This is a genomic window from Methanothermococcus thermolithotrophicus DSM 2095 (assembly GCF_000376965.1).
GTDB lineage: Archaea > AGJL01 > Methanococci > Methanococcales > Methanococcaceae > Methanothermococcus > Methanothermococcus thermolithotrophicus.
The window spans coordinates 1-22,701 of sequence record NZ_AQXV01000052.1 but is presented as its reverse complement, the minus strand read 5'-3'; the positions used below and the strand labels follow the sequence as shown (position 1 = coordinate 22,701).

The window sequence follows — 22,701 nt, the reverse complement described above, 5'->3', positions numbered from 1 at the left end:
TTCGAATCTATCATTATTTAATTTCAGTATTGTGTTTTGAAGGAATCTTTTTTACTTTTTCATCTTCCTTAACTAATTTTTCAATTACTGTGTTATTTGGGACCACCATTATCTTGTTGTCACACAATCTAACTATTTTTCCGCCATTTGTTGCGACTTTATTTTTTAAACATGTAAGTATCTTCACATAATCATCGTCTAGATCTCTTTCCAAGTTTATGGTGTTTGCAATAACCAAATACCCTGCTTCTAACATTATTGCTATGTCTGTGACATCCCTGAGGTCTTCAAGATCGCAGACTTTTATTTTTATTGTATTGGTATCGTCATAGACTTTTACAGGAATTTCAACGTATTCTTCAATAGGTACCGGACCACTAGTTTTTAGTGAGTCCTTACCTCCAAAAATCTTTTTTATCTTATTTAACACCCTAATCACCTTTTTATTATATCTAAAATAGCATTGATTAGTATATCCACTCCCTCGTAGGTGGTAGCGGATGTTAAAAATACCCTATTTTGCAACCTACTTTCAACATATTTCTTTAGGGATTCTCTATTTATATCGTCAATTAAGTCACATTTGTTGATAACTACTATAATAAATTTTCGATATCGGTATTTCAATAGGTGATGCAGTTTTTCAAAGCTTTTTGATAGTCCCTTTTCCCCGTCTATTATATGTATTATCATATCAGCGTCTTCTATTTCTTCATAGGTTTTCTGAAGTACGCTGCCAACCATAATTGGGGATTTTTTTTCGTCAGAGGAGTATAAACCGCCTAAATCTACAAAAACAACGTCTGCAAATTGTGGTTCTTTTTTCTGCCGACCTATTTTTATTTTTCCCCAAAATTTTTTTATTGGCCTCTTCGTCGTACCTCCAATTTCTGAAACTTCTGAAATGTATTTTCCAAAAATTAAGTTTATCAATGAGGATTTGCCCGAGTTCTCAGGCCCAATAATTGCTATTTTTAATTGTTTATTACTCATGATATCACCTGAACGTCGAAGCAAATCCTTCGGATTTGTCTCGACCTCGAGAAGCTATGAAATCGAAATCTATAATTTCGAGTTATAAAAATCTTGTATAGATTTTTATTCAAATCCGAAGGATTTTCATTCAATCACCTAATGAAGTGTAAGGTGGGATGTAAAATCGTTAGATTTTCATTTAATTAATAATGTAGAACGCTATATATTTAGTAAAACACCATATATAATACTTAGAAAGATCCAATTTGAGGGGTATTATGAAAGTTGCAGCTGTGTTTGACTCATCAGGAACCCTTATTAGTATTAGGAGAATAATAAAAGATATAAATTCTCAAAAATTCATATGTAACTGTCAGACCGTGGATATTGTAGATGAGAAAAAAGGAAGAGCTCTGATTATTATAAAAGAAGGTCTTCCTGAAATTATAGAAAATCAGGACCCTGATACGTTAATATCGGATTTTTTGAGTAAAGTAGATTGGGGAGTGTCTTACTGTAACCCTCCAATAGATAGAAACGGAGTATTCAAGGATAAAACTACAAAAATAAAAGAGCTCCAAGATCCACTAAATGTGATGAAAAGATTTGAGATACAAACCGGATATGGTTCTGCAGTGATAGCAGATACTTTAAATGGGCAGGTAGAATATACCGTAGCTACAGGAGGTTGTATATTCCCAGAGGTCCCAGAAACCGTTAGAAGATTAAAAGAAATGGGCGTCAAAGTCTTTGTTGCCTCAGGAGATAGTAAAAACTTTATTGAGAGAATAAGTGAATTGGTGGGGATTAATAAAAAATATATAATGCCTGAGGCACATCACGAATTAAAAAAGGATCTAGTTCTGAACTTAAAAAAGGAAGGCTATAAGGTTGTAATGATAGGGGATGCTTCGAATGATGTCCCTGCAATGGTTGAAAGTGATCTTTCAATAGTTACTCTTCAAAATGGAAATGTATCAAAAAAAGCCCTTGAAGTAGCAGATATTAAAGTAGATAATATACTAGAGGTAGTCGATATTGTGGATAAATTCATAAAAAACGAAAAAAGAAAAGAATAAAAGAAAAGAATAAATAAATCTAAAAAATGTATCAAATAATTAGAAGGTGGTTACCTTACCTTCCATTATCATTTCAGTTACTTTTCCTATATTGTTGAGCCAGTTTTGAGCTATTTCTTTTGCTTTTGGTTCGATATCCTTTATATCATATCCTTCTTCTGTGATTAGTTCAATGTCAAGGATTTTTGGCTGGTCTATAGGTTTACCTATCTGGCTTAGTATTCTAATATAGCATTCTTTAACTCCTTCTAATTCAGCAACATCGTTTGCAATGAAGTTTGCCAATATATTGTATATTTTACCAATGTGATTTATTGGGTTTTTACCGCTTGTAGCTTCCATACTCATAGGTCTAAATGGTGTAATTAATCCATTTGCCCTGTTTCCTCTTCCTACGGAACCATCGTCTCCCATTTCAGCTGAAGTTCCTGTAACGGTTAAGAATATGGATTCTTCATCATCTGCTGTGTTTACGCATACTTCAACTTCATAGCCATCTACAATTTTATTTGCAAGTTCTTCAACTTTTTTCTTAGCCTTTTCTTTTACTTCTTCATATTCTTCATAGGAGTTTACATATTTCCCTACTACTGCCAGAGCTATTGTTAATGTTATTTTTTTACCTTCTCTTAAACCCATAACTTTAATATCTTCTCCTACGGCAGGAATTTCTTTTTTTAACTCTGGGCTGTTTAACAATCTTTCAGTTTCTAAAACCAATCTTTCAGTTGTACTAAGCGGTGCGTAACCTACACCAAATGAAGTGTCGTTTGCGAGAGGTATTGCTTCTTTCTGCCTGTCAAATACTTCTACTAAGTCAACGGAACCTTGCCCTATTCTACAGTCAACTATTATATCCTTATCTAAGTCCGCATTCCTCAAGATTTTTTTCAAGTACTCTCTTGCAGCATTTACTGCAGTTGTGCCAACTGGTAACTTTATTACCCTATCGTTTTCTTTGTCCACAACTTCCATTGTGGCCCTTCCAGAGAGTAATATATAAATCGGACTTACAAGGTGTCCTCCACCTAACTCTGGGTATGCATAGCCTCCAACAAGTTCAACTTGGTCTGTGTTGTGATGCAGAACTACCCCCATTTTTTCCTTGTACATTTCACATAATGCAACACTTACACTTTCAGCTATACCATCACAAATGCTGTCTGGATGTCCCAACCCTTTCCTTTCTACAATTTCGACTGGAGCTTCTTCTACAGGTATTTTGTCCAATTTTTTTACGAATATATTTGCCAATAAAACCACCTTATAAGTTGTATATTAAATAGTACCATACTATAAGGAGTAAATATAATTAATATACTTTAGCTTAATTTCAATGAAGCTAAACTATGAATTATCTCGCCTTGCGGACGGGGTTGAAGGCAAACCATTTATTGGTTTGTTCTTTTTTATAATTACGCCTTTAACCTTTCCTTTGATATTCCTGTGTAGTTTTATAGGAATTCTCCGTTTTAGATAGTATGGGTCTTTATTTTCGTAATCAATCTTAAAGGCAGATTGATTGTATTCTAATGTTTTGTGGTGGTTCTTGATGATTTGAACCTTAATTTACCTACCTTATAACCGTTCTTTTTTAATACACCTAATGCTTTGAGGTTCCTAAAGCTTGTTATTCACCATTTGAAGGACTTTGGAATGGACTTTTTTAAGTTCAGGATTTTCTTTTTTATTGGGTTATCAGTTTTTGAGCGTCCATTTTGTTTAGTTTTGGATTTTTCCTTATGGCATCCAAAAGATAATGCAGATATATCTACAAATTTTCAGGTGCTCCACTATTATATGTTTCTTGGATACTCTTGGAAGGGTATCGAAGAAAATCCTTCGGATTTTCTGACCCACAAAACTCTTCGAGTTTTGTCGGGAATCCTGAACTTATAAGTCTCCATCATCATCGCATCACGATTTGATTACTTATAAATAGTATCTTATCACCCACTATTTATAAATATTTGCCTGCATTTCCGAGCAATCGAAGCGAATCCAAAGGATTCGCTGTCGAAGCAAATCAAAGATTTTTGCCGATTCATAAATTATTAGTTGGTGATTTTACAAATTCGAAAGATTTGTAGAACGGAAGGGACTTCTTGCGGAATATGTTAAAAATGAATGTTTTCAAAAGTAAAACAAGGAAAATGTAAGATCAAGGCTTTATACATAAAGATTAAGCACATACGGGATTTAAAATCCGCTATTAGTTAGTATGTATTCTTCTATTTTTTGTACCTTTTTAATTACATCTACTGCATCGTATCCAAGTACTCTTATCATAGGTTCTTTTCCATCCCCTCCCCTATCATATACTATGTCCAACTTTACTTCTTCTTTGGCAGGATCTAAATCGTTGTTTAGAATATAGTTGGTAAACGCTGTTTTAGTACCCCACTCCATTGATGAAACCATTGGTGGTTCATCTTTTCGATTAAATGAAGATACTTTAAACCCGAGCTCCCCTTCTTCCAATTTTTTTACAAGTACATCATCATATTTTATGTTCATACAGGCCCTTATTTTTGGATTAAACTGGTTAGCTGCCAATATTATCTTTGCAATATGTTCAGAAGCCCCAAATTCAACATCTCCAACTATATAAAAACCTCCTAACTTGTTCCTTATTATTCTACCGGTTAATGCAGCTACATCATGGTAGTTGTCAGGTAAAACCAAGCTTTCGGCAATATTGGATCCAACTTCTGGAACAAGTGAAAAATCCATCTTTTTTAATAAATATACTGCATAGTTGATATTGTCTATTACTTTTTTCTTGTTTATATAGGTTGGATTTGAGTTGTATCCATATTTGGTCTTTTCTGCATAAATAACAGAAGATAAAACCAATTTTTTGGCTTCTTTAATTGAATCTGTAAGAGTACATCCTTTTGAAAGAAAAGAAGCAATAGCTGAAGAAAAAACACAGCCAGTTCCATGGACTTCCTTTTCTATCTTTTTAGCTTGGATAGCAAATATCTCTTTACCATCGAATTTTTGGAGCCTGTCCTTTACCCCAGTAACTAGAACATGAGTTTCTTTAAAATCATTTAGATCCTTATCTTTAATAAATTTCATTATATATTCATATTCTTCTTTGTTTGGAGTTATTAAATACGATTTTTTGAATAATTCTAAATATTTATCCATTAATTCATTATCTACAAATTCATAGTTTGTAGTTGATTTAATAACTGGATCACATACTACCTTGAAACCATATTTTTTTTGAAATTCTAAAATCAAATCAATGGAATCTTTGGTTAATACTCCAGTTTTTACAATAGAAACTTCAAAATCTTCAAAAATGGCATCCAACTGATTCTTAATTTCGTCCCTTGGCAGGTCTGTTTTATTGTATACTTTTAAACTGTTTTGAGGAATGATGGAGGTAATGATGGTTAGTGGATTGCATTCAAGAACTTTTATTGTTTTTGCATCTGCAACTATTCCAGCACCTCCAGTTGGATCGTATCCACCTATTGCAAGAACGTTAGTCATACAATCACCAAATATTTTTTAAAATCACCGAGGTTCTTAAATGTCATTTAAAGTTTCTTAAAACTTCAAAGGATGGTATTCTCTTTTTATGATAGGAATATCTGAAAAACAATCTGAGGTTATTGAGTTTAATATAAATCCATCCATATTTTTTAGATAAACCAACAAACATCCTTTTATTGTAACATTCATATTAGGGGCGTTCTTTTTTATTTCATCCACCAGAAGCAAAAGATCCTTGATGCGCCCGGTTTTTTCAAGATTCCCTATATTTTTTAAATTTTCAAGGTTTTTCTCATGTACGACAAGTTGGTGTATCATCATTTCTTTAACTCCAAAATCATTTAAGATTTTTCCAAGATTTATAAGTTCTTCTTCGTTGAAATTTGGTATGTATATACTTCTTACAATGGTGTGAAAGTATTTTGACGATAATTTGATGTTTTCAAGAACTTTATCAAAGGTATCTGAACCTGTTAATTTTTCATGGGTTTCAGGTTTTGAAGCACTTAAACTTATCATGATTAAATCAAGACCAAGTTCTTTAAACTCTTTTAATAAATCTTCATTAAGATTTACTCCATTTGTCTGTAAATCACATCTTAATCCTAAAGATTTAACATATTTTATGGCTTTTTTTACTTTTTCTGCATACAACAAAGGCTCTCCATACTGGCTTATTGTAACTGCCCTGTATTTACTTAAGTCGCCATATATTCCGGGTTTTACATTTGTTAATTTGGAATAGCAAAATATACAGTCGTGGTTACACTCTTGAGTTAATTCTATTGTGGGATGATGGTGGGGATCTTTATTATTTAGATCTAATCCTTCACATCCTATACAGTGCTTAATAACCTTTAGGTCCTTTACAATATTTTCTAATCTATCGCAGATATCATTCCTCAAGACTATCTTTGAGCCTGGCGGAGAACTACCTTCAAACTCTAAATTCTGCTCAATTTTCAAGTTATCACCCAAAAAAATATATCGAAAGCTATTTATTCATGCATTTTAATAAATTATAGTACATATAATGGTATTGTCAGAATGGTATTGTCAAAGGGGGTGTGTAGTCTATATACACAAATAGAAAGATTTATATAGTTGATGGTTGCTTATAATTGTGTATTGACAATACACACACGCACACTAACTAATATCCCAGGAGACTATATATGATTATATAATTGAGGTGGTAAAATGGATGTACAAAATATAAAAGAATATGGTGCAAAATTACAGGAGCTCTTAGGTTTAGAGTATCCTGCTACAGCAGTAAAATTAGTAAAATCAAAAGATGAAATTCCTGAAGGATATGCAGAAATTGATGAAGCAAAAAGGCACTGTGAAATGATACAAATTGCGAGAAAAGAAGGTAAAAAATTCTATGCTTCACTGGATAAACAGGCATGTAAAGGGGGAGCTTACGCAATAGGAGTTCTCCAGGATGCTCCAGAACCACTTAAAACAGGTAAATTATACCATAAATTAGGAAACTTTGCTACAGAAGAAGGGGCTGTAAAGACAGTAGGAGCTATTCCAAGAGTTAAAGAAGCTATGTATGCTAGTGTATATGCACCATTAAATGATGCAGATTTTGAACCAGATTCAATTGTACTTACCTGTACTCCAAAACAAGGGTTAAGATTAACTCAGGCTTTATTGTACAAGGATGGTGGAAGATTCCAGGCAGACTTTTCAGGAATTCAGTCCTTATGTGCAGATGCAGTAGCTGCAGTTAAAACTAGAGGGGTTGCAAATGCTACACTGGGCTGTAACGGTTCAAGAAAGTATGCGGAAATAAAGGATGGAGAATTGGTATTTGCGTTCCCATTAAGCGATTTAGAAAATGTTATTGAAGCTTTAGAACACTTCAAAGAAATTTGGGGATAAATATAGTAGTTCGCGTTATAAGTTAATGAAAACTACAATTAAATTAAGGGAGAATAATTACTATTTGAAATTTCATAAAGGATTATCAATATTGCAAAAAATTCGCGAACAACTATACAATTTACAAATATATTTTAATTTTTATGGCGGGTGATAAAAATGGTTAAAGTAGAAGTATTTACATCTCCAATGTGCCCACATTGTCCTGCTGCAAAGAGGGTTGTTGAAGAGGTTGCAGGTGAAGTTGAAGGGGTTGAAGTTGAACATGTAAATGTAATGGAAAATCCAGAAAAGGCTGCAAAATATGGAATAATGGCGGTACCTACAATAGTAATTGATGGGGAAGTTAAATTCGTAGGAGCTCCAACAAAAGAAGCTTTAAAAGAAGAACTTATGAAATAATAATTGAATATACCTACCTATGCTTGGGGGGATAAATTGATAAGAGAAATATCCGTAAAATCTCTAAGAAGCCCATCTCTATTAGTTGAGAGGGTTTTGGAGAAAATGAAAGATGGTCTTTTAATTGTTGAAACCGACGGTGAAGAACAAATAAAAGATCTGGAAAACCTAATAAAGAAAATGGGATATAAAATGGAAGTTGAAGGCAACAATGTAAAAGTCCATGTTGGCGAAATATCCGCAAGTAAATCTATCAACGTAGTTGGTGCTACATGTCCAGGACCTATTATGATGGTTACTGAGGTTCTGGATGGCATGGAAGTTGGGGAAATTTTGGAAATAACTGCAGGGAAAAACGCATTAACTGATTTAACAGAAGGATTAAAAAGTACAGGACATGATGTTCTGTCTGTTGAAGACCTTGGAAATGGGAGCTATAAAATATTGATTAAAAAAGGCGAGAAAAAAGAAGAAGGGGCAGTATCTGTAAATATTGATGAGATATTTATAATAAACACCACAGGAACTGGAAATGCAGAGAAGGCATATTCCACATTTATGATGGCAGATGTTGCAAGTAAGATGAAGTTAAAACCAACTATATTCTTGATGCTTGATGGTGCAAGCTTGGCTATGAAGGGAGAATGCAGCAAAGTTAAACATCCTGACTTTCCAAAATTATCCGATCTGGTAAAAATGGCCCTAAATAATGGCATAAAGGTTTATGTCTGTGAATTGAGTGCTAAATTCAGAGGAATATCTGAGAAAAATCTTGAAGAAGGCTTTGAAATTGCAGGAGCTCCAACTTTCTTCAACTATTTATCAAAACCAAACGTAAGGCCAGTATGGCTTTAAATTTTAAATTTTTATTATTCTTAATCGGTGGTAGCTATGAATGAAATTATAACTCTTATTTCACTCTCGGTAATTTTTGGGAGTATGCTCTCGGGATTTGCCACATTTAGAATGACTGGAATGAGATTGATGCCCCACTTTGCAACTCTTATGCTGGCTTTCTTATTTACACTGGCTTCTTTGTATATGGACAGCAGTATTATATTTTATGCGGCAATTGCACTTCAAATAATAACGCCATTAACGATATGTGGAACTATATGTAATATACTAAAAACTCAGTTCCAAAATACTGGAATATATTCGGCACATCTGGGATTTATGGGTATTTTAATCGTACTGGCGTTAGGAAATCTTCTCATGTAGGTCTTTTTAGTGTTTAGTGTTTTGAGCATATAGTTAAATATTTAATTTCTTTTTGAATTCTAATAAGTTTGTGACTGTTAAGTATCTATAAAAATTTAAAAGTATAAGATTATTTTATTATCAAAGCACTATTTTTGGTGATTAAATGGTATTGGAAACGGTCATGCAGGCAGATATCAGTTTATTTTATTTAATAAACTCAGGATTCAACAGTAATTTTTTTAACGATTTTATGGTATTTATTTCTGAAACAACGTATCTTGTAGTTTTTTTAACAATTGGGGCACTTTTTCTAAAAAATAGGGAGCTCTTTTATAAAGCTGTAATTTCTATTTTTCTTCTATCTCTGATAGTTTATGCTTTAAAATATGGTATAAACGAACCTAGGCCCTATTATGTCCTCAACAACCTTACTGTATTAGTTCCTATGGAAAATGAGCCTTCCTTTCCAAGTGGGCATACGTCGCTAGCGTTTGGACTTTGGACAATATTAAACATGAGTTTTAAAAAAGTAAATATTGAAAAAAAATACCAATACATGATTTCAATTATTTTTCTATTATGGGCATTTACCGTAGCATTTAGTAGGATTTATGTTGGAGCTCACTACCCACACGATGTTTTAGGTGGCATCTTCACTGGTGTTTTTTTCGGCATAGTGTTCTATAAAATCGCAGATAGGATATATGACCGTTCTGTGAATTCAAGAGCTCGAAAATAAAAAAGAATAAATTATTTAATATTTTTAATTGTTTTATTGTTGAGGAATTTTGAATTACTTCTCTCGATAAATAATTCACACACTTCTTCAGGAGCTCCCTGTGCAATTATTTTCCCTTCGTCAATCAATACCGCCCTATCGCTTATCTCCTTAATCAATTCTACATGGTGACTTATTAAAACAATGGTAGTTCCTAACTCATCGTTTATTTTTTTAAGGTAGTTTGAAACATCCCTTAAGGTTACAGGGTCCAAGTCTCCAAATGGCTCATCCAATAAAAGAATTTTTGGTTTTGATACCAGCTGTAAAGCAATTGCGGCTCTTACTTTTTCTCCGCCACTTAGTTCTCTTGGTGTTTTTTTCAGAACGCTTTCATCTAAATCCAGTGCACTCAATATCTCTTTTGAGTTCAATTCTTCAGCAACTGCAGGGAATAAATACTTAATAACGTCCTCACTAACTCCCAATTTTTCCAGCTTGTTTTTCATCTCAGGTTCTGGTAGGTCTATTAACTGGTAGAGTCCATCTACAACTTTTGGAGACAGTCCTAACTCTTTGGATTTTAATTTTGCATTTGCCAATGCCTTTTCACCTTTTATTCCCAACCTATACTTTAAAATTTCCTCAAGTGTTAAATAAGGAGTTAACGAAAATTCCTGATGCATTACACCTATCTTTCTTCTTAAATTTATCCTTTCCCAGCCGTAATCACTTAAATCGATTCCTTCTATTTTTACAGCACCACTATCTGGGAGCTCAACTCCTGCAAGAAGTCTTAAAAGGACGGATTTACCTGTACCGCTAGGACCAATAATTGATAAAATCTCCTTTTCTTTAACATCGAATGATACATTCTTCATATTGAGTGTTTCTCCACCTCGAACAACAAAGTATCTCTTTGAAACATCCTTTACTTCAATTATACTGTTGTCAGATGGTGTTGTTTTTCTAAAGTACGGTTCTTTTAAATCTTTTAAGAATTCATTTACAACTTCTTCAGGAGCTCCTTCCATCTTTATTTTTCCATCTTCTATAAGGATGCACCTATGGCACAGGTATTTGTGAATTTCAGGAAGATGGGATGTTATTATTATTGTTATGTTTAATTTTTCGTTAATGTTCTTTAAAACATCTAAGAGCGCTTGTTTTGAAGCAGGACATGACATTGTAGCAGGTTCGTCCAACAATAAAACTCCTTCTCCAGTCTCGTACATTTTGGCTATTTGCCTTCCCAATATCAACCTCTGTTTTTCTCCACCACTGAGTATATTTGAAAATGCATTCTTCTTATGTTCCAATCCAACTAATTTTAAAATTTCCAGGGCAGTTTTTTCGTATTCTTCCCATTCGTATTCCATTGGTAAGCTTTCATCAGAGTTGTTTCTTACCGCATAGATTTTCCTTATTATATTATATATTGCAGGCTCAGCCCATAGTGCAAAGTTTCTTTGTAAATGTATGGCTGTTATTCCCCTAAAATTACCTGTTTTACCGAATATTTCAACTTCTCCATCGTAGGATTTTTCGGACCCTCTGAGTATATTAATCAATGTGGATTTACCTGCACCAGACCTCCCAATTATTCCTAAAATCTCGCCTTTTTTTACTTCAAAACTTAAATTGTCCAATACGGTTTTTTCTCCGTATTTTTTTGTTAGATTTTTAACTATAACGGTCATAATCTCACCTAAACCTGCTAATTGTTGAAGTTTTCTCAAAACACATTAAATTACGCTTATTTTTCAGTTTTGAGGTAGTTCTATTGATACCATAATCTTTAAATACAAAGTTTCTTAAACCTATTTATCATTATAATTAATGATAGATTATTGAGGACCATTTTGATTTTAAGTTATTACTTACATCCTTGGTGATATAAATGGATTTACAAATGGCTTCATTTATAACTGCTGGGCTTCTAATGGTGGTTGGGTTGTATGGAACTTTCTTTGTTGACAATGTTATTAAAAAAATTATCGCCTTATCTGCATTGGGAAATGGTGTAAATTTAACACTAATTGCGATAGGATATACTGGAGGAATAGTTCCAATAAAATCTCCTGAAATGGCATTTTCCCTATTTTCTGTTGTAAGTACATACCCACTTCCCCAGGCCCTGGTGTTAACAAACATAGTTATTGAAGCATCAATGCTGGCTATAATGCTTGCACTTTCAATAGTATTCTACCGAAAATATAAAACACTTAAGTCTTCTGTAATTTTGAAAGAGGATTAAATGGATTTAAAATACCAACGGTGAGAATGATGAATTTACTTCCTCTGATTGTAGTGTTCCCACTTATGATGGCTATAGTATTTAACTATATATACGGCAAAAATAAGTTGATCAAGTTTATAACATTTTTAATGGCAGGTTTGCTTTTGATACTTCCTTTTATTGGAAGCTATGGGTATTACTATTTTGGGGGACATGGATTAGAAAGCGGACTGATTTCTGGAATTTCGTACTTGTACACTCCTGTAAAACAGATCATAATCCTTACTTTGATGTTGATAGGTTCTCTAGTTCTTATTACTGGAATGGGTGAAAAGAAAGTAAATGGTTTATTTGTAGCTTTAACTTTAATGGGTTTAGCCAGCGTTTCAGCGGTAGTTTTAGCAGACGATTTATTCAATATCTATGTGTTTTATGAGATTGTAGCAATAGCCCAGACTGGACTTGTTATAGCCTCAGGAACTGAAAACGCATACAGGGCTGCATTTAGGTATCTTTTAACTGGGACTTTTGCAGGATCTTTGTTACTGTTAGGTGTGGCATTTTTACTGGCTTCAACTGGAACTCTAAATATTTCCGATATGCACAATTATCTTCTAAATAATCCTGCATCTCCCACCATATATGGCGGGCTTTTGATGCTTGTTATTGGGCTTTGTTATGGTAGTGGTTTCCCTCCGTTCCATACAGTTAAAGCAGATTTGTATGCAAGGGCCAAACCTTTCATGGCATCAGTACTTCAAACATTCTCCAAGTTTATCCTTGTAGCAATGATGATAGTGATTTTCAAACTGTTCTATGGGCTCCCATTCTTTAACTCAGCTCATGGAGCTCTAATCGCACTTTCAGTATTTGGGATGGTATTTGGAGTTGTAATGGCATTACTACAGAGTGATTATAGGAAGCTTCTTTCATACCATGCCATAAGTCAAGGGGGATACGTTGCGGCAGGTCTTGCACTTGGAACACCTCTAGGAATCGTGGCAGGTATATTCCATGCAATAAATCACGTTATCTATAAGAGTGCCTTATTCTTGGGGGCAAATATCGTAGGTAAGAAAAAATCAAACAATCTGGAAAAATTGGGAGGACTCTTGCCTGTAATTCCAACTGCTGCATTTATGGTTTTATGTGCAAAGCTTGCAATAAGTGGGGTTCCGCTTTTCAACGGATTTCAAAGTAAACTTTTACTTGTAGAGGCTGCTATGAATGCAAATTTACCTGAGTTGGCAATTATAATGATTTTAGTTAGTATAGGTACGTTTGTTTCAATGATGAAGGCGTTCTACCTGATTTACTTAAAACCATGTAGTGAGGAACAGCTTGAAGAGTACAAGAAAGTCAAGATCTCAAGGTACGAAATATTTTCCCTTGCAGTGCTTACATTCCTATGTATATTGCTTGGAATCTATCCAAACCTTGTAACCGACTACATATACCCATTTGCGAATGAAATTGGAAGAGTTTGGAGTTTGTAATATATGAAATGTAATAACTTAACTTAATTTAACTGTAGCTAGCTAATTAAAACAGTTTTATCTTTCTTTTAGTTTTTTGGTGAAATTATGGCATACGATAAGTTTCAAAAGGAAATGAGTGATAAAAAACATGGAGACGGCATATCTGTTGGAGCAGGATATACTGGGGAATTTACCCTTTACGGATCTTTGGTAATTTCAGTTTTCCTACTTGCCAGGGTATTTAATGATGTATTGTTTGCACTCATAGGAGCTTCCATACTTGGAATAGCACTATCATGGAGACCTCTAATATTCAAATTTCAAAAGGAAAATTCAAACGAAATTGGTAATCAAATGTTTTGGATTTCCATGTTTTGCGGAGCTCTGTCTTTGGTTATTTACTTTACCAGATAGTTCTTAGTTGCTCATTCGTTGAGGTGAAAAATATGACGATAAGTCGGGAAGTTGCAGTTTCTTTATCATATGTTATATTTGGTTCGGCAATTTTGTATTCTACATTAAACATAAATGTGGTTGAAGGGGTTAATTATATCTACACTCATGGATACATAGTTCCAAACCTTGTAACCGCGGTTTTGTTTGATTGGAGGAGCTTTGATACTCTTGGGGAATGTTTAATTTTAGTTAATTCTGTTCTAGTTACTGGAATGGTATTTGGAAGAGGATTATTTGGTCATGATTTTCTCAAAGAAGTTTATGGAAACAGCGGTGTAAGCCATGATGAAGTATCAGACGGATTTACCCCAATAATAAAAGTTTTAGCAATGCCTATGAGCATCGTTTTAATGGCTTTAGGGCTTGTTATAATTCTTGGGGGTCATATAACTCCAGGGGGAGGATTTCAAGGGGGTTCTTTAATAGCGGCTGCATATATCCTCGGTATAGTGGCATTTGGGTCAGAAAGTCCTTTGGAATTTAAACATGGATTTTTAGAATTCCTTGAGAGTTTTGGGGCATTATTATTTATGATACTTGGTCTCTTGGGAATTGTGGTTTCAGGATATTATCTATTTAACTTCAACAGCTTCTTTGGCATGCCGGTATTTTTATCGCCAGCTGGCTTGGAAAATACTGGGATAATTCCTTATCTAAACATTGCGGTAGGATTAAAGGTTTTAGCGGGTTTATCTACACTTACATTCTTGCTAACTAGTGAAAAAGTTATCAAAGAACATATCAATAAAATCTAGATTGTAGTCACTATGTAATGGTGGTATTATGTATGGCATGGCCTTTAATGGATTATTTAGTATTAACACGATGTTTCTTTCAATGGTTGGGATTGTCCTCGGCGTTTTATTGGGCGTAAATATTAAACAATATAATAGTTTATTGTTTTGGCTGATTACGGCCCTATTTATATCTTATTTAATTGGCCCTCTTCCGTATTACGGCAATTTACCAATTTCGTACGTGTTCTTCTTTTCAACTATAGGTATCTTACTTGGGAATTTTATAAGAAGCCTACTTAGGGGATAAAATGATTGTAACCGACGTAAAAAAATGTAAACTATGTAAAGATGAAGAAGTAGCTCCCGAATGCATTAAAGTATGTCCCACAAATGCAGTTAAGGTAGTGGCAGATAAGGCTTTTTCATGTATAACCTGCGGAACCTGTGCAAGGGAATGTCCAACAAAGGCGATAAAAAAGAACGAATACGGCGGATATTACGTAGATAGAAAAAAATGTACTGGCTGTGGAATTTGTGCAAATGTATGCCCTATAAGCATAATTGAGATAATAGATGATGAAAAAATTGGGAAAAAGCATCCAATGGGAATCTGCGTAATGTGCGGTTTATGTGCTGAAGCCTGCCCAAATCATGCGAGAATGTGCCTCAATGTAAGCGAAATGAAGAGTATGAAAAATAAGGTGCTTCTTGACAGGTATTTAATGATATTTAAGACGCATGGAAATATCAAGGAACATATTCAGGAAGAAAAACCTGCTAAAATAATAAAAGAAAAGGATAAAAGGAAAATAAGGACTTCAATAGATATAGATATAGGCGGCAAATGTGTTGAGTGCGGTAGATGCATTTACCTATGTCCAAAAAACACGATATTGGAAAAAGAGGAAGTTGATGGCTGTACAGGATGTAATATTTGTGAGTTAGTCTGTCCAAATGAAGCTATTGAATATGGGGTTGTAGACGAAGAGAAATGTGTTTTATGTGGAAACTGCATAGAAAAATGTCCAAAAGAAGCCCTGGAAATAAAGAACTTCAAGATAGTTAAAACTAAAGAGGATGAAAAGGCCACTCCATTGAAACATTGTATAAACTGCGGCTTATGTGTTGATAGATGTCCTTCTGAAGCTTTAAGGATTGAAAATAGTAAAATTCTTTACGACCCATCAATATGTAGTTTATGTAATACTTGTGTTAAAATCTGCCCTCAAGGAGTTAGAGTCAACAAAGGAGATCGGAGCGAAGCGAAGAGTGTAAAATCACAAAGTGATTTTAACTTCGAACCTTCGGTTCGATGCAACGAAATGCGAAGCATTTCGTCTAATTATGTGGATGGTGGCTGTGTCTTATGCAATATCTGTGTTAAAAACTGCCCTGAAGATGCCATACAGATAAAAGAAGTTGAAAAGTTCGAAATAATAAAGGATGTTAACTGTATAGGTTGCGGCACCTGTTCAAATGTCTGTCCAAACGATGCTATAACTGTAAAAATTACCAAATTTTCTCCAAAAGTTTCAAGCGAAGTTATATTTGACGATAACTGCGTAATGTGTGAAAACTGTGCTATACACTGTCCAAGGGACGTTATTCCAAATACAACAGGCCATAAAAAAGTTGTAGATAGGGAAAACTCATACATTAGGACTGATATGGATTACTGTATAGAATGCGGTCTCTGTAACAAAATATGTCCTAATGAAGCTATAGATAAAGGTAAAATAGATTGGGATAACTGTGAGCTCTGCTCTGCCTGTGTGAATATATGTCCTACGCATGCGGTTAATATTTACAGAACATGGGTTGAGAGACCGTAAAAGGACTGTAGGCTTTTTCCACAATACGTGGATTTTTATTCAATCCAACACCTTTTCTAAATGGGTTGGGATAAAAATGATAAAAAGGGATAATATGGATTTAAAAAACCTTGCCAGAGTTTTTATTTCAGGATTTTACGAAAACCTTGAAAGAATAGTTTTTGGAACCGACAGGTACACCTCAACTGAAATGAGAAACAAAATATTGGCTGGAATAGAGCTCCCTAAATCAGTATTTGATGAGCTCTGTATTGGGTGCGGTGGATGTGCAAATACCTGTCCAACGAAAGCTATTGAGATGATTCCAGTAGAACCTGTGAATCTAACTGAAAATTATGTAAAAGATGCAGTTCCAAAAATAAACGATGAAAAATGTATTTACTGCCTTTACTGCCATGATTTCTGCCCGGTATTTGCGTTATTCAATGAGGTATCTCCAATACATCCAAGACATGTTGGAGATGAACACATTGAGATAGATTTATCAAAATTGCTTGAAAAGCCTGTGGAGATTCCAGAGGAACAGATAAAGAAAATAGCCAATATTCTTTCCATAAATATTTCAAAAATTATTCAGGATGAAAAAAAGCAAAGGCAAAAAATAGATCTTAAAGATAGGATTAATTAAGAGTTTTAAAGGTGGGCATATGTTAAAGGAACTTTCAAGAAAGAAGTGTATTCACATAATGCTGGTTTACACTGGAGGATGCAACGGTTGCGATATTGAGGTTGTAAACTGTGTACTTTCCCCATATTATGATGTAGAACAGTATAATGTATTTTTAACTTGGAATCCAAGGGAAGCTGATATTTTAGTTGTTACCGGATGCGTTACAAAGGCTGTTTCAGAATCACTTAAGAAAATATACGATGAAATTCCTGAACCTAAGGCAGTTGTTTCAGTTGGGGCCTGTGCATTAATGGGTGGGGTTTATAACAACATAGGCGGAGATTTAGGAACTTCGAATTTTATAGATGGTCCTGTTGATAATATAATTCCCGTAGATATTAAAGTTCCAGGATGTCCACCAAGACCTGAGGATGTAATAGATGGTGTAATAAAAGCCCTACCTAAGATTTTAGAGGATTCGGAGTGAAGCGAAGAGCAGCGAAAACCGAAGGTTTTCGTCTAATGATAGGAGGTCATATATTATGTTTGATGAGGTTTTATCAGTTTTAGGAATCCCCCTTATGGCATTTGCCGTTTCCACATGGATTCCAGGAATACAGAGGAAAATTCAGGCAAGAATACAGCAGAGAGTAGGTCCCTCTATAGCAGCTCCCGGATATTGGGCATTGTTTAAGTTTTTATACAAGAGTTTAAAAGAACCAGTGGCGAGAGCTCCTAAGTTATATAAGATTCTACCTGCCGTGAGCTTTATAGTTATTTGGACTATTCTGGCCATGACGTCACTTACTCACTTCCACATACTTTCAAATGGGCTCGGACTTATAGGGCTTTTAAAAATCGAGGAGATGGTCTATATAATTATGGGCTCCCTTTCATCGTCGGTAATGGGGACTAGAATGCCATTTATCGACGAATGCAAAGGAAGTAGCTTTTTAAAAACTGTTAAAATGACGTTGGAACAATTAGGTGCAGTTAGGGCATTTAAATTAATTACTGTAGGTTCATTTCCATTTTATGTGGCTACTTTAATTCCATTCATACCACACAAGACCATATACTTAAAAGAAATCATTGGAAGTGAATTTTTGTTTACTTTAGGCGGTCTTTTTGGAGCAATAGCCTATATGATAGGGTATATTATAATGGTAAAGGATTATCCGTTCTCAATAATGCACACAAAGGCTGACGTTATAGAAGGACCTACAATGGAGTATTCTGCAAAGTATAGGGCATTATATTTGAGTGTTAAAGAGTTACTTATGATAACTCTTGGAAGTCTATTTGCAACACTATACCTTGGAATTGCACCGGATATTACCAATCCAATAACAATTATAGAGAACTTTACGATAGCCCTCGTATTTCCAATAATAACCTCCATTGTAAGTGCCTACACCCCAGTATTTACATTTAGACAGTTATATCCAGTTTCATTATTTACTACTGTAATTGCATTTATTGGAGTCATATTTGCTTTATTGGGAATCTAATAAAATATTTCATCTGTGAAAAAGAAAAAAATTAAAACAAATAAACATCCACCAATTCTCCTTTCTCGTATCCTTCAACATTTTCATCTATTATTACATATCCGTCTGCTGCAGTCATAGATGATATAACTCCACTTCCAGTTATTCTAAGTGGTTCTACACAGGATTTGTTTTCTTCTTCAACAATTTTGATCCTAACAATATCGGTTCTTCCCAGTGTGGAAGCAAGGTTTCTTTTTAAAGGTAATTTTATAGATTTTCTAGGTTTGAAGTAGTTTCTAACAAATAGTTCATATTGAACAGCTGAAGCTACAGGATAACCTGAAAGTACAAAAATAAGTTTTTTATCTGGACCATATTTGGCAAATCCAATTGGTTTTCCAGGTCGTATTTGAACTCCATGGAATATGAACTCTCCCAATTCTTTAATTGATTCTATGGTGTAATCCCTGTCCCCTACAGAAGTTCCGCCAGTTGTTATAACTACGTCGTTCTCTTCAAGTGCTTTTTCCAAGGTTTCTTTTATTTTTTTCTTGCTATCACCCACTCCTTTGTAAATTTTTGGGGTCAATCCAGTTTCTTTTATTAAAGAATGAAGCATAAATGAGTTTGAATTTATAATCCTACCTTCTTTTTCAAGGTCTTCTATCTTATTAAAATCATCTAAATCAATTAATTCGTCACCAGTTGATATTATTCCCACGCTTAGATTGTAACACTTAACTTTCTTAATACCGAGGGAAGAGAGTATTGCAATGTGGTAGGCTGTAATAACTTCGCCCTTTTTAAGAATCAAATCTCCTCTTTTAACATCCTCCCCAATTCTTGCCACGTTTTCATTTGGATGAACTCCGCTGTAAATTTCAACAAAATCATCTTCTTCGTTGCAGTATTCTTTCATAACAACGGCATTAGCCCCTTCAGGAATTTTCATTCCAGTTGATATTTTAACGCATTCATTTTCATCAATTGAATCTCCTTCGACCAAATTTAAAATTATTACGTTGTTCTCTGAAGCTCCAAATGTATCTTCTGCCCTAACTGCATACCCGTCCATGGCAGCTTTGTTAAACATGGGAAGGTCTGCTGGAGAATAAACATCTTCAAAAGAAACTTTACCCAATGAATTCAATAGATCTTCTTCCTTGAACTTGTTCTTTAAAAATTCATCCCACTTTTTAAATACTATTTCCTTAGCTGTGTTATATTTGATTAATTCTTTTACAAATTTCATTCAATCACCTGAACCGACGTAAGAATATTATCATATCTTATACCATAAAACTATAACTTAACCATATCATATCTAATTGGTGGTGTGCAGTTTTATTAAACATGTACATACATAAAATTAAACTAAATATTTTGTTTAATTAAAAATATGAACAATTAAAGTAAATTTCAGTTATTATCTATTATTTTATGTAATGCATACCAATATAAATACATCTTATAGTTATGATGACATATCAATCAAGATTGGATTTATAGCTGGATGGTGAGTATATGGAAAAGAAAAATGACTTAAAACCAATAGTATGGGATGATGAAAAGAACCAGTTGATATTAATCGATCAAAGGAAGCTCCCACATAAATTGGAGTATTTTATTTGTAAAGATTATAAGGACGTATGTTTTGCCATTAAAGATATGGTTGTAAGGGGAGCTCCTGCAATAGGTGTAGCTGCAGCCTATGGAATGGCACTTTCTGAGATAAACAACGACAATATTGAAAAATCCTATGAAGAATTAAAAAGTACCAGACCTACTGCAGTAAATCTATTCTGGGCTTTGGATAGAGTTATTAAAGCTTATCATAATGGAAATTCCATACTTGATGAGGCTAAAAAAATTCATGAGGAAGACATAGAGCTCTGCAGAAAAATAGGTGAAATTGGGGAGAAATTAATTGATGATGGAGATACTGTTTTAACCCACTGTAACGCAGGAGCTCTTGCAACTTCTGCCTATGGGACCGCTTTAAGTGTAATCAGATTTGCCCATTATAACGGCAAGAATATCAAAGTTATTGCCGATGAAACAAGACCAAGATTACAAGGGGCAAAACTAACGTGTTTTGAACTTAATTACGAAGGGATTCCTGTTAAAGTAATTCCCGACAACATGGCTGGCCTTATAATGAGTAAAGGAATGGTTGACAAGATCGTTGTTGGAGCAGATAGAATTTTAGGGGATTATCATGTATTCAACAAGATAGGAACGTATTCCCTTGCAATACTTGCAAAGTACCACAACATTCCTTTTTACGTGGCTGCCCCGTATTCCACCTTTGATTTTAAAAACAAAGTTGAAGACGTGATTATTGAAGAAAGGGATGAAAGAGAAGTTTTATTTATCGATGGTGTTAGAATAGCCCCTGAAGGAGTTTCTGCATACAACTATGCATTTGATTGCACTCCGCCGGAGTTGATAACAGGAATAATAACTGAAAAAGAGGTAATTTATCCAAATAAGAAATAAATTAAAAATTAATTTTTTTACTTAAGTTTTAAGTTATATTGACCTAATTTCAAAAAATTATTTAAACAACTAACATCATTACATTGAGTATCGATGACTTTATTTTGTACAATAGTTTTGTAATACGTACTATGATGATTGATACGATTAAACACAATTAAGATTAGGATAAGGTGAAATAATGTTTTTATTAGGCGATTGGAGAAGAACAAATTATTCAAATGAAGTAAAACCAGAAATGGATGGGGAAGAAGTTATATTGATGGGATGGGTTCACTCAATAAGAGCATTAGGTAAGCTGGCATTCATAATTTTGAGGGATAGAGAAGGAACCATCCAAATAGTAGTTCCAAAACAAAAGGTATCTGAAGAAACATTCGCAACCGCAAAAAAAATAGGAAAAGAAGACGTTATTGCAGTAAAAGGTAAAGTCGTTGCAAATGAAAAGGCACCTAACGGATTTGAAGTTATACCTACTGAAATCAGAATATTGAATAAGGCAGAAACACCACTTCCATTGGATCCATCTGAAAAAGTACCTGCAGATATTGATACAAGACTTGATAAAAGATTCTTAGATTTAAGAAGACCAAAAATACAGGCTTTATTCAGAATAAGGTCTGAAATGTTGAAATCAGTTAGAAACACATTCTACGAAGAAGGATTTATTGAAGTAAACACTCCAAAATTGGTTGCAAGTGCAACAGAAGGGGGAACAGAACTATTCCCGATTTCATACTTTGAAAAAGAGGCATTTTTAGGTCAAAGTCCACAGCTCTATAAACAGATGATGATGGCAAGTGGTTTTGACAAGGTATTTGAAATTGGACCAATATTCAGGGCAGAAGAACACAACACAAGAAGGCACTTAAACGAGGCAATATCCATAGATACAGAAATGTCATTCTCAGATGATAGAGATGCTATGGATGTGCTTGAAAAAGTAGTTTATAACACATTTGTAGATATTTACGAAAACAGGGAAAAAGAAATTGAGTTATTGGGAATCGACTTCAAACTCCCTGAGAAAAAATTCGATAGAATAACCTACGATGAGGCTGTTGATATTGCAAACTCAAAAGGTGTAGAAATCGAATGGGGAGAAGACCTTTCAAGAGCTGCTGAAAAGGCTATTGGAGATGAAATGGGCGATTTGTACTTTATAACAGATTGGCCATCTAAAACCAGACCGTTCTATACATTACACGATGAGAAAAATCCTGAAATATGTAAGGCATTTGACCTAATGTACAAAGAGCTCGAGCTCTCATCAGGAGCTCAGAGGGTTCATAAATACGATCTACTTGTGGAAAACATAAAAAGCATGGGAATGAATCCTGAAGGATTTGGAACATACTTAGAAGCGTTTAAGTATGGAATGCCACCACATGCAGGCTGGGGATTAGGTGCAGATAGATTTATGATGATTCTGACCTGCCAAGAAAACATTAGGGAATGTGTATTATTCCCAAGAGACAGGCAGAGATTAACACCATAACAACACTTTTAAAGGGTTTAAGAAGAAATATTATATTTTGGAATCCAAACCTTTTTTTAAAAGGTTTGGAGATTAACAC

At 34.2% G+C, this 22,701-nt stretch carries 24 protein-coding genes; 17 read left to right on the top strand and 7 right to left on the bottom strand.

The annotated features are described in order from the left end of the window. Positions 1–13: 13 nt before the first annotated feature. Together F555_RS0106170 and F555_RS0106165 are read right to left on the bottom strand one after the other, a co-directional pair. On the bottom strand, positions 14–430 hold the full coding sequence (locus tag F555_RS0106170) for a cell division protein SepF (RefSeq protein ID WP_018154354.1): 417 nt from the start codon (positions 428–430) through the stop codon (positions 14–16). Positions 431–435: 5 nt separating this feature from the next. Continuing rightward, positions 436–993: an Era-like GTP-binding protein gene (locus F555_RS0106165; protein ID WP_018154353.1), complete on the bottom strand. Its 558-nt coding sequence runs from the start codon at positions 991–993 to the stop codon at positions 436–438. Between the two features lie 260 nt (positions 994–1,253). Between F555_RS0106165 and F555_RS0106160 the strand changes: the two genes are divergently transcribed. Next, the gene (locus F555_RS0106160; RefSeq protein WP_018154352.1) at positions 1,254–2,054 is read left to right on the top strand and encodes an HAD family hydrolase; all 801 of its coding nucleotides are present in this window, start codon (positions 1,254–1,256) and stop codon (positions 2,052–2,054) included. A gap of 39 nt (positions 2,055–2,093) precedes the next feature. Here the strand turns inward: F555_RS0106160 and F555_RS0106155 are convergent, their stop codons facing one another. From F555_RS0106155 to F555_RS0106145, 3 genes are all read right to left on the bottom strand, one after another. Further along, a complete protein-coding gene (locus tag F555_RS0106155; RefSeq protein WP_018154351.1) occupies positions 2,094–3,308 on the bottom strand; it encodes a methionine adenosyltransferase in 1,215 nt (404 codons plus the stop codon). Positions 3,309–4,253: 945 nt separating this feature from the next. Continuing rightward, a complete protein-coding gene (locus F555_RS0106150; protein ID WP_018154350.1) occupies positions 4,254–5,561 on the bottom strand; it encodes a bifunctional hydroxymethylpyrimidine kinase/phosphomethylpyrimidine kinase in 1,308 nt (435 codons plus the stop codon). Positions 5,562–5,618: 57 nt separating this feature from the next. Further along, positions 5,619–6,530, bottom strand: a complete 912-nt coding sequence (locus F555_RS0106145; protein WP_018154349.1) for a radical SAM protein — start codon at positions 6,528–6,530, stop codon at positions 5,619–5,621. Positions 6,531–6,764: 234 nt separating this feature from the next. Between F555_RS0106145 and F555_RS0106140 the strand changes: the two genes are divergently transcribed. From F555_RS0106140 to F555_RS0106120, 5 genes are all read left to right on the top strand, one after another. Further along, the gene (locus tag F555_RS0106140) at positions 6,765–7,457 is read left to right on the top strand and encodes a DUF169 domain-containing protein (RefSeq protein WP_018154348.1); all 693 of its coding nucleotides are present in this window, start codon (positions 6,765–6,767) and stop codon (positions 7,455–7,457) included. Positions 7,458–7,616: 159 nt separating this feature from the next. Then, on the top strand, positions 7,617–7,859 hold the full coding sequence (locus F555_RS0106135) for an MJ0307 family thioredoxin (RefSeq protein WP_018154347.1): 243 nt from the start codon (positions 7,617–7,619) through the stop codon (positions 7,857–7,859). Between the two features lie 36 nt (positions 7,860–7,895). Further along, positions 7,896–8,714: a sulfurtransferase TusA family protein gene (locus F555_RS0106130; RefSeq protein ID WP_018154346.1), complete on the top strand. Its 819-nt coding sequence runs from the start codon at positions 7,896–7,898 to the stop codon at positions 8,712–8,714. A 36-nt stretch (positions 8,715–8,750) separates the two neighbouring features. Further along, on the top strand, positions 8,751–9,080 hold the full coding sequence (locus F555_RS0106125; RefSeq protein WP_018154345.1) for a DUF5400 domain-containing protein: 330 nt from the start codon (positions 8,751–8,753) through the stop codon (positions 9,078–9,080). A gap of 145 nt (positions 9,081–9,225) precedes the next feature. Next, positions 9,226–9,801: a phosphatase PAP2 family protein gene (locus F555_RS0106120; RefSeq protein WP_018154344.1), complete on the top strand. Its 576-nt coding sequence runs from the start codon at positions 9,226–9,228 to the stop codon at positions 9,799–9,801. 11 nt (positions 9,802–9,812) lie between these two features. On the opposite strand, the gene F555_RS0106115 is transcribed toward F555_RS0106120, so the two are convergent. After that, on the bottom strand, positions 9,813–11,480 hold the full coding sequence (locus F555_RS0106115; RefSeq protein WP_018154343.1) for an ATP-binding cassette domain-containing protein: 1,668 nt from the start codon (positions 11,478–11,480) through the stop codon (positions 9,813–9,815). A gap of 200 nt (positions 11,481–11,680) precedes the next feature. On the opposite strand from F555_RS0106115, the gene F555_RS0106110 reads away from it, so the two are divergent. The 9 genes from F555_RS0106110 (at position 11,681) to F555_RS0106070 (ending at position 18,643) form a co-directional block, all read left to right on the top strand. After that, positions 11,681–12,037, top strand: a complete 357-nt coding sequence (locus F555_RS0106110; protein ID WP_018154342.1) for a cation:proton antiporter subunit C — start codon at positions 11,681–11,683, stop codon at positions 12,035–12,037. A 29-nt stretch (positions 12,038–12,066) separates the two neighbouring features. Beyond that, a complete protein-coding gene (gene ehbF, locus F555_RS0106105) occupies positions 12,067–13,515 on the top strand; it encodes an energy conserving hydrogenase EhbF (RefSeq protein ID WP_018154341.1) in 1,449 nt (482 codons plus the stop codon). Between the two features lie 87 nt (positions 13,516–13,602). Continuing rightward, positions 13,603–13,911, top strand: coding sequence for a hypothetical protein (locus F555_RS0106100; protein ID WP_018154340.1), 309 nt, complete (start codon positions 13,603–13,605; stop codon positions 13,909–13,911). 32 nt (positions 13,912–13,943) lie between these two features. Further along, positions 13,944–14,708 (top strand): Na(+)/H(+) antiporter subunit B, encoded by a 765-nt coding sequence (locus F555_RS0106095; protein ID WP_018154339.1) that lies wholly within the window; start codon positions 13,944–13,946, stop codon positions 14,706–14,708. 28 nt (positions 14,709–14,736) lie between these two features. Then, positions 14,737–14,997 carry a hypothetical protein gene (locus F555_RS0106090; protein ID WP_018154338.1) on the top strand — a complete coding sequence of 87 codons (261 nt, stop codon included), beginning with the start codon at positions 14,737–14,739 and terminating at the stop codon, positions 14,995–14,997. 1 nt (position 14,998) lies between these two features. Beyond that, entirely contained in the window at positions 14,999–16,522 is a 1,524-nt protein-coding gene (locus F555_RS0106085; protein WP_018154337.1) for a 4Fe-4S binding protein, read from the top strand. Between the two features lie 94 nt (positions 16,523–16,616). Continuing rightward, positions 16,617–17,150 carry a 4Fe-4S binding protein gene (locus F555_RS0106080; protein ID WP_026182987.1) on the top strand — a complete coding sequence of 178 codons (534 nt, stop codon included), beginning with the start codon at positions 16,617–16,619 and terminating at the stop codon, positions 17,148–17,150. A gap of 19 nt (positions 17,151–17,169) precedes the next feature. Next, entirely contained in the window at positions 17,170–17,619 is a 450-nt protein-coding gene (locus F555_RS0106075) for an NADH-quinone oxidoreductase subunit B family protein (RefSeq protein ID WP_018154335.1), read from the top strand. Positions 17,620–17,674: 55 nt separating this feature from the next. Beyond that, positions 17,675–18,643 (top strand): respiratory chain complex I subunit 1 family protein, encoded by a 969-nt coding sequence (locus F555_RS0106070; protein ID WP_018154334.1) that lies wholly within the window; start codon positions 17,675–17,677, stop codon positions 18,641–18,643. A 31-nt stretch (positions 18,644–18,674) separates the two neighbouring features. Here F555_RS0106070 and F555_RS0106065 read toward each other — a convergent pair whose 3' ends face one another. Beyond that, entirely contained in the window at positions 18,675–19,877 is a 1,203-nt protein-coding gene (locus tag F555_RS0106065; protein ID WP_018154333.1) for a molybdopterin molybdotransferase MoeA, read from the bottom strand. A 272-nt stretch (positions 19,878–20,149) separates the two neighbouring features. Between F555_RS0106065 and mtnA the strand changes: the two genes are divergently transcribed. After that, the gene (mtnA, locus tag F555_RS0106060; RefSeq protein ID WP_018154332.1) at positions 20,150–21,124 is read left to right on the top strand and encodes an S-methyl-5-thioribose-1-phosphate isomerase; all 975 of its coding nucleotides are present in this window, start codon (positions 20,150–20,152) and stop codon (positions 21,122–21,124) included. Between the two features lie 181 nt (positions 21,125–21,305). Further along, complete coding sequence (aspS, locus tag F555_RS0106055) at positions 21,306–22,622, top strand: aspartate--tRNA(Asn) ligase (RefSeq protein WP_018154331.1); 1,317 nt, start codon at positions 21,306–21,308, stop codon at positions 22,620–22,622. Positions 22,623–22,701 lie beyond the last annotated feature (79 nt).

Coding starts and splice junctions, on each gene's coding strand:
- F555_RS0106165 (WP_018154353.1), bottom strand. CDS start 993: ATGAGTAATAAACAATTAAAAATAGCAATTATTGGGCCTGAGAACTCG.
- mtnA (WP_018154332.1), top strand. CDS start 20,150: ATGGAAAAGAAAAATGACTTAAAACCAATAGTATGGGATGATGAAAAG.
- aspS (WP_018154331.1), top strand. CDS start 21,306: ATGTTTTTATTAGGCGATTGGAGAAGAACAAATTATTCAAATGAAGTA.
- F555_RS0106160 (WP_018154352.1), top strand. CDS start 1,254: ATGAAAGTTGCAGCTGTGTTTGACTCATCAGGAACCCTTATTAGTATT.
- F555_RS0106090 (WP_018154338.1), top strand. CDS start 14,737: ATGTATGGCATGGCCTTTAATGGATTATTTAGTATTAACACGATGTTT.
- F555_RS0106070 (WP_018154334.1), top strand. CDS start 17,675: ATGTTTGATGAGGTTTTATCAGTTTTAGGAATCCCCCTTATGGCATTT.
- F555_RS0106140 (WP_018154348.1), top strand. CDS start 6,765: ATGGATGTACAAAATATAAAAGAATATGGTGCAAAATTACAGGAGCTC.
- F555_RS0106150 (WP_018154350.1), bottom strand. CDS start 5,561: ATGACTAACGTTCTTGCAATAGGTGGATACGATCCAACTGGAGGTGCT.
- F555_RS0106075 (WP_018154335.1), top strand. CDS start 17,170: ATGTTAAAGGAACTTTCAAGAAAGAAGTGTATTCACATAATGCTGGTT.
- F555_RS0106125 (WP_018154345.1), top strand. CDS start 8,751: ATGAATGAAATTATAACTCTTATTTCACTCTCGGTAATTTTTGGGAGT.
- ehbF (WP_018154341.1), top strand. CDS start 12,067: ATGAATTTACTTCCTCTGATTGTAGTGTTCCCACTTATGATGGCTATA.
- F555_RS0106085 (WP_018154337.1), top strand. CDS start 14,999: ATGATTGTAACCGACGTAAAAAAATGTAAACTATGTAAAGATGAAGAA.
- F555_RS0106065 (WP_018154333.1), bottom strand. CDS start 19,877: ATGAAATTTGTAAAAGAATTAATCAAATATAACACAGCTAAGGAAATA.
- F555_RS0106100 (WP_018154340.1), top strand. CDS start 13,603: ATGGCATACGATAAGTTTCAAAAGGAAATGAGTGATAAAAAACATGGA.
- F555_RS0106115 (WP_018154343.1), bottom strand. CDS start 11,480: ATGACCGTTATAGTTAAAAATCTAACAAAAAAATACGGAGAAAAAACC.
- F555_RS0106120 (WP_018154344.1), top strand. CDS start 9,226: ATGGTATTGGAAACGGTCATGCAGGCAGATATCAGTTTATTTTATTTA.
- F555_RS0106095 (WP_018154339.1), top strand. CDS start 13,944: ATGACGATAAGTCGGGAAGTTGCAGTTTCTTTATCATATGTTATATTT.
- F555_RS0106135 (WP_018154347.1), top strand. CDS start 7,617: ATGGTTAAAGTAGAAGTATTTACATCTCCAATGTGCCCACATTGTCCT.
- F555_RS0106110 (WP_018154342.1), top strand. CDS start 11,681: ATGGATTTACAAATGGCTTCATTTATAACTGCTGGGCTTCTAATGGTG.
- F555_RS0106080 (WP_026182987.1), top strand. CDS start 16,617: ATGGATTTAAAAAACCTTGCCAGAGTTTTTATTTCAGGATTTTACGAA.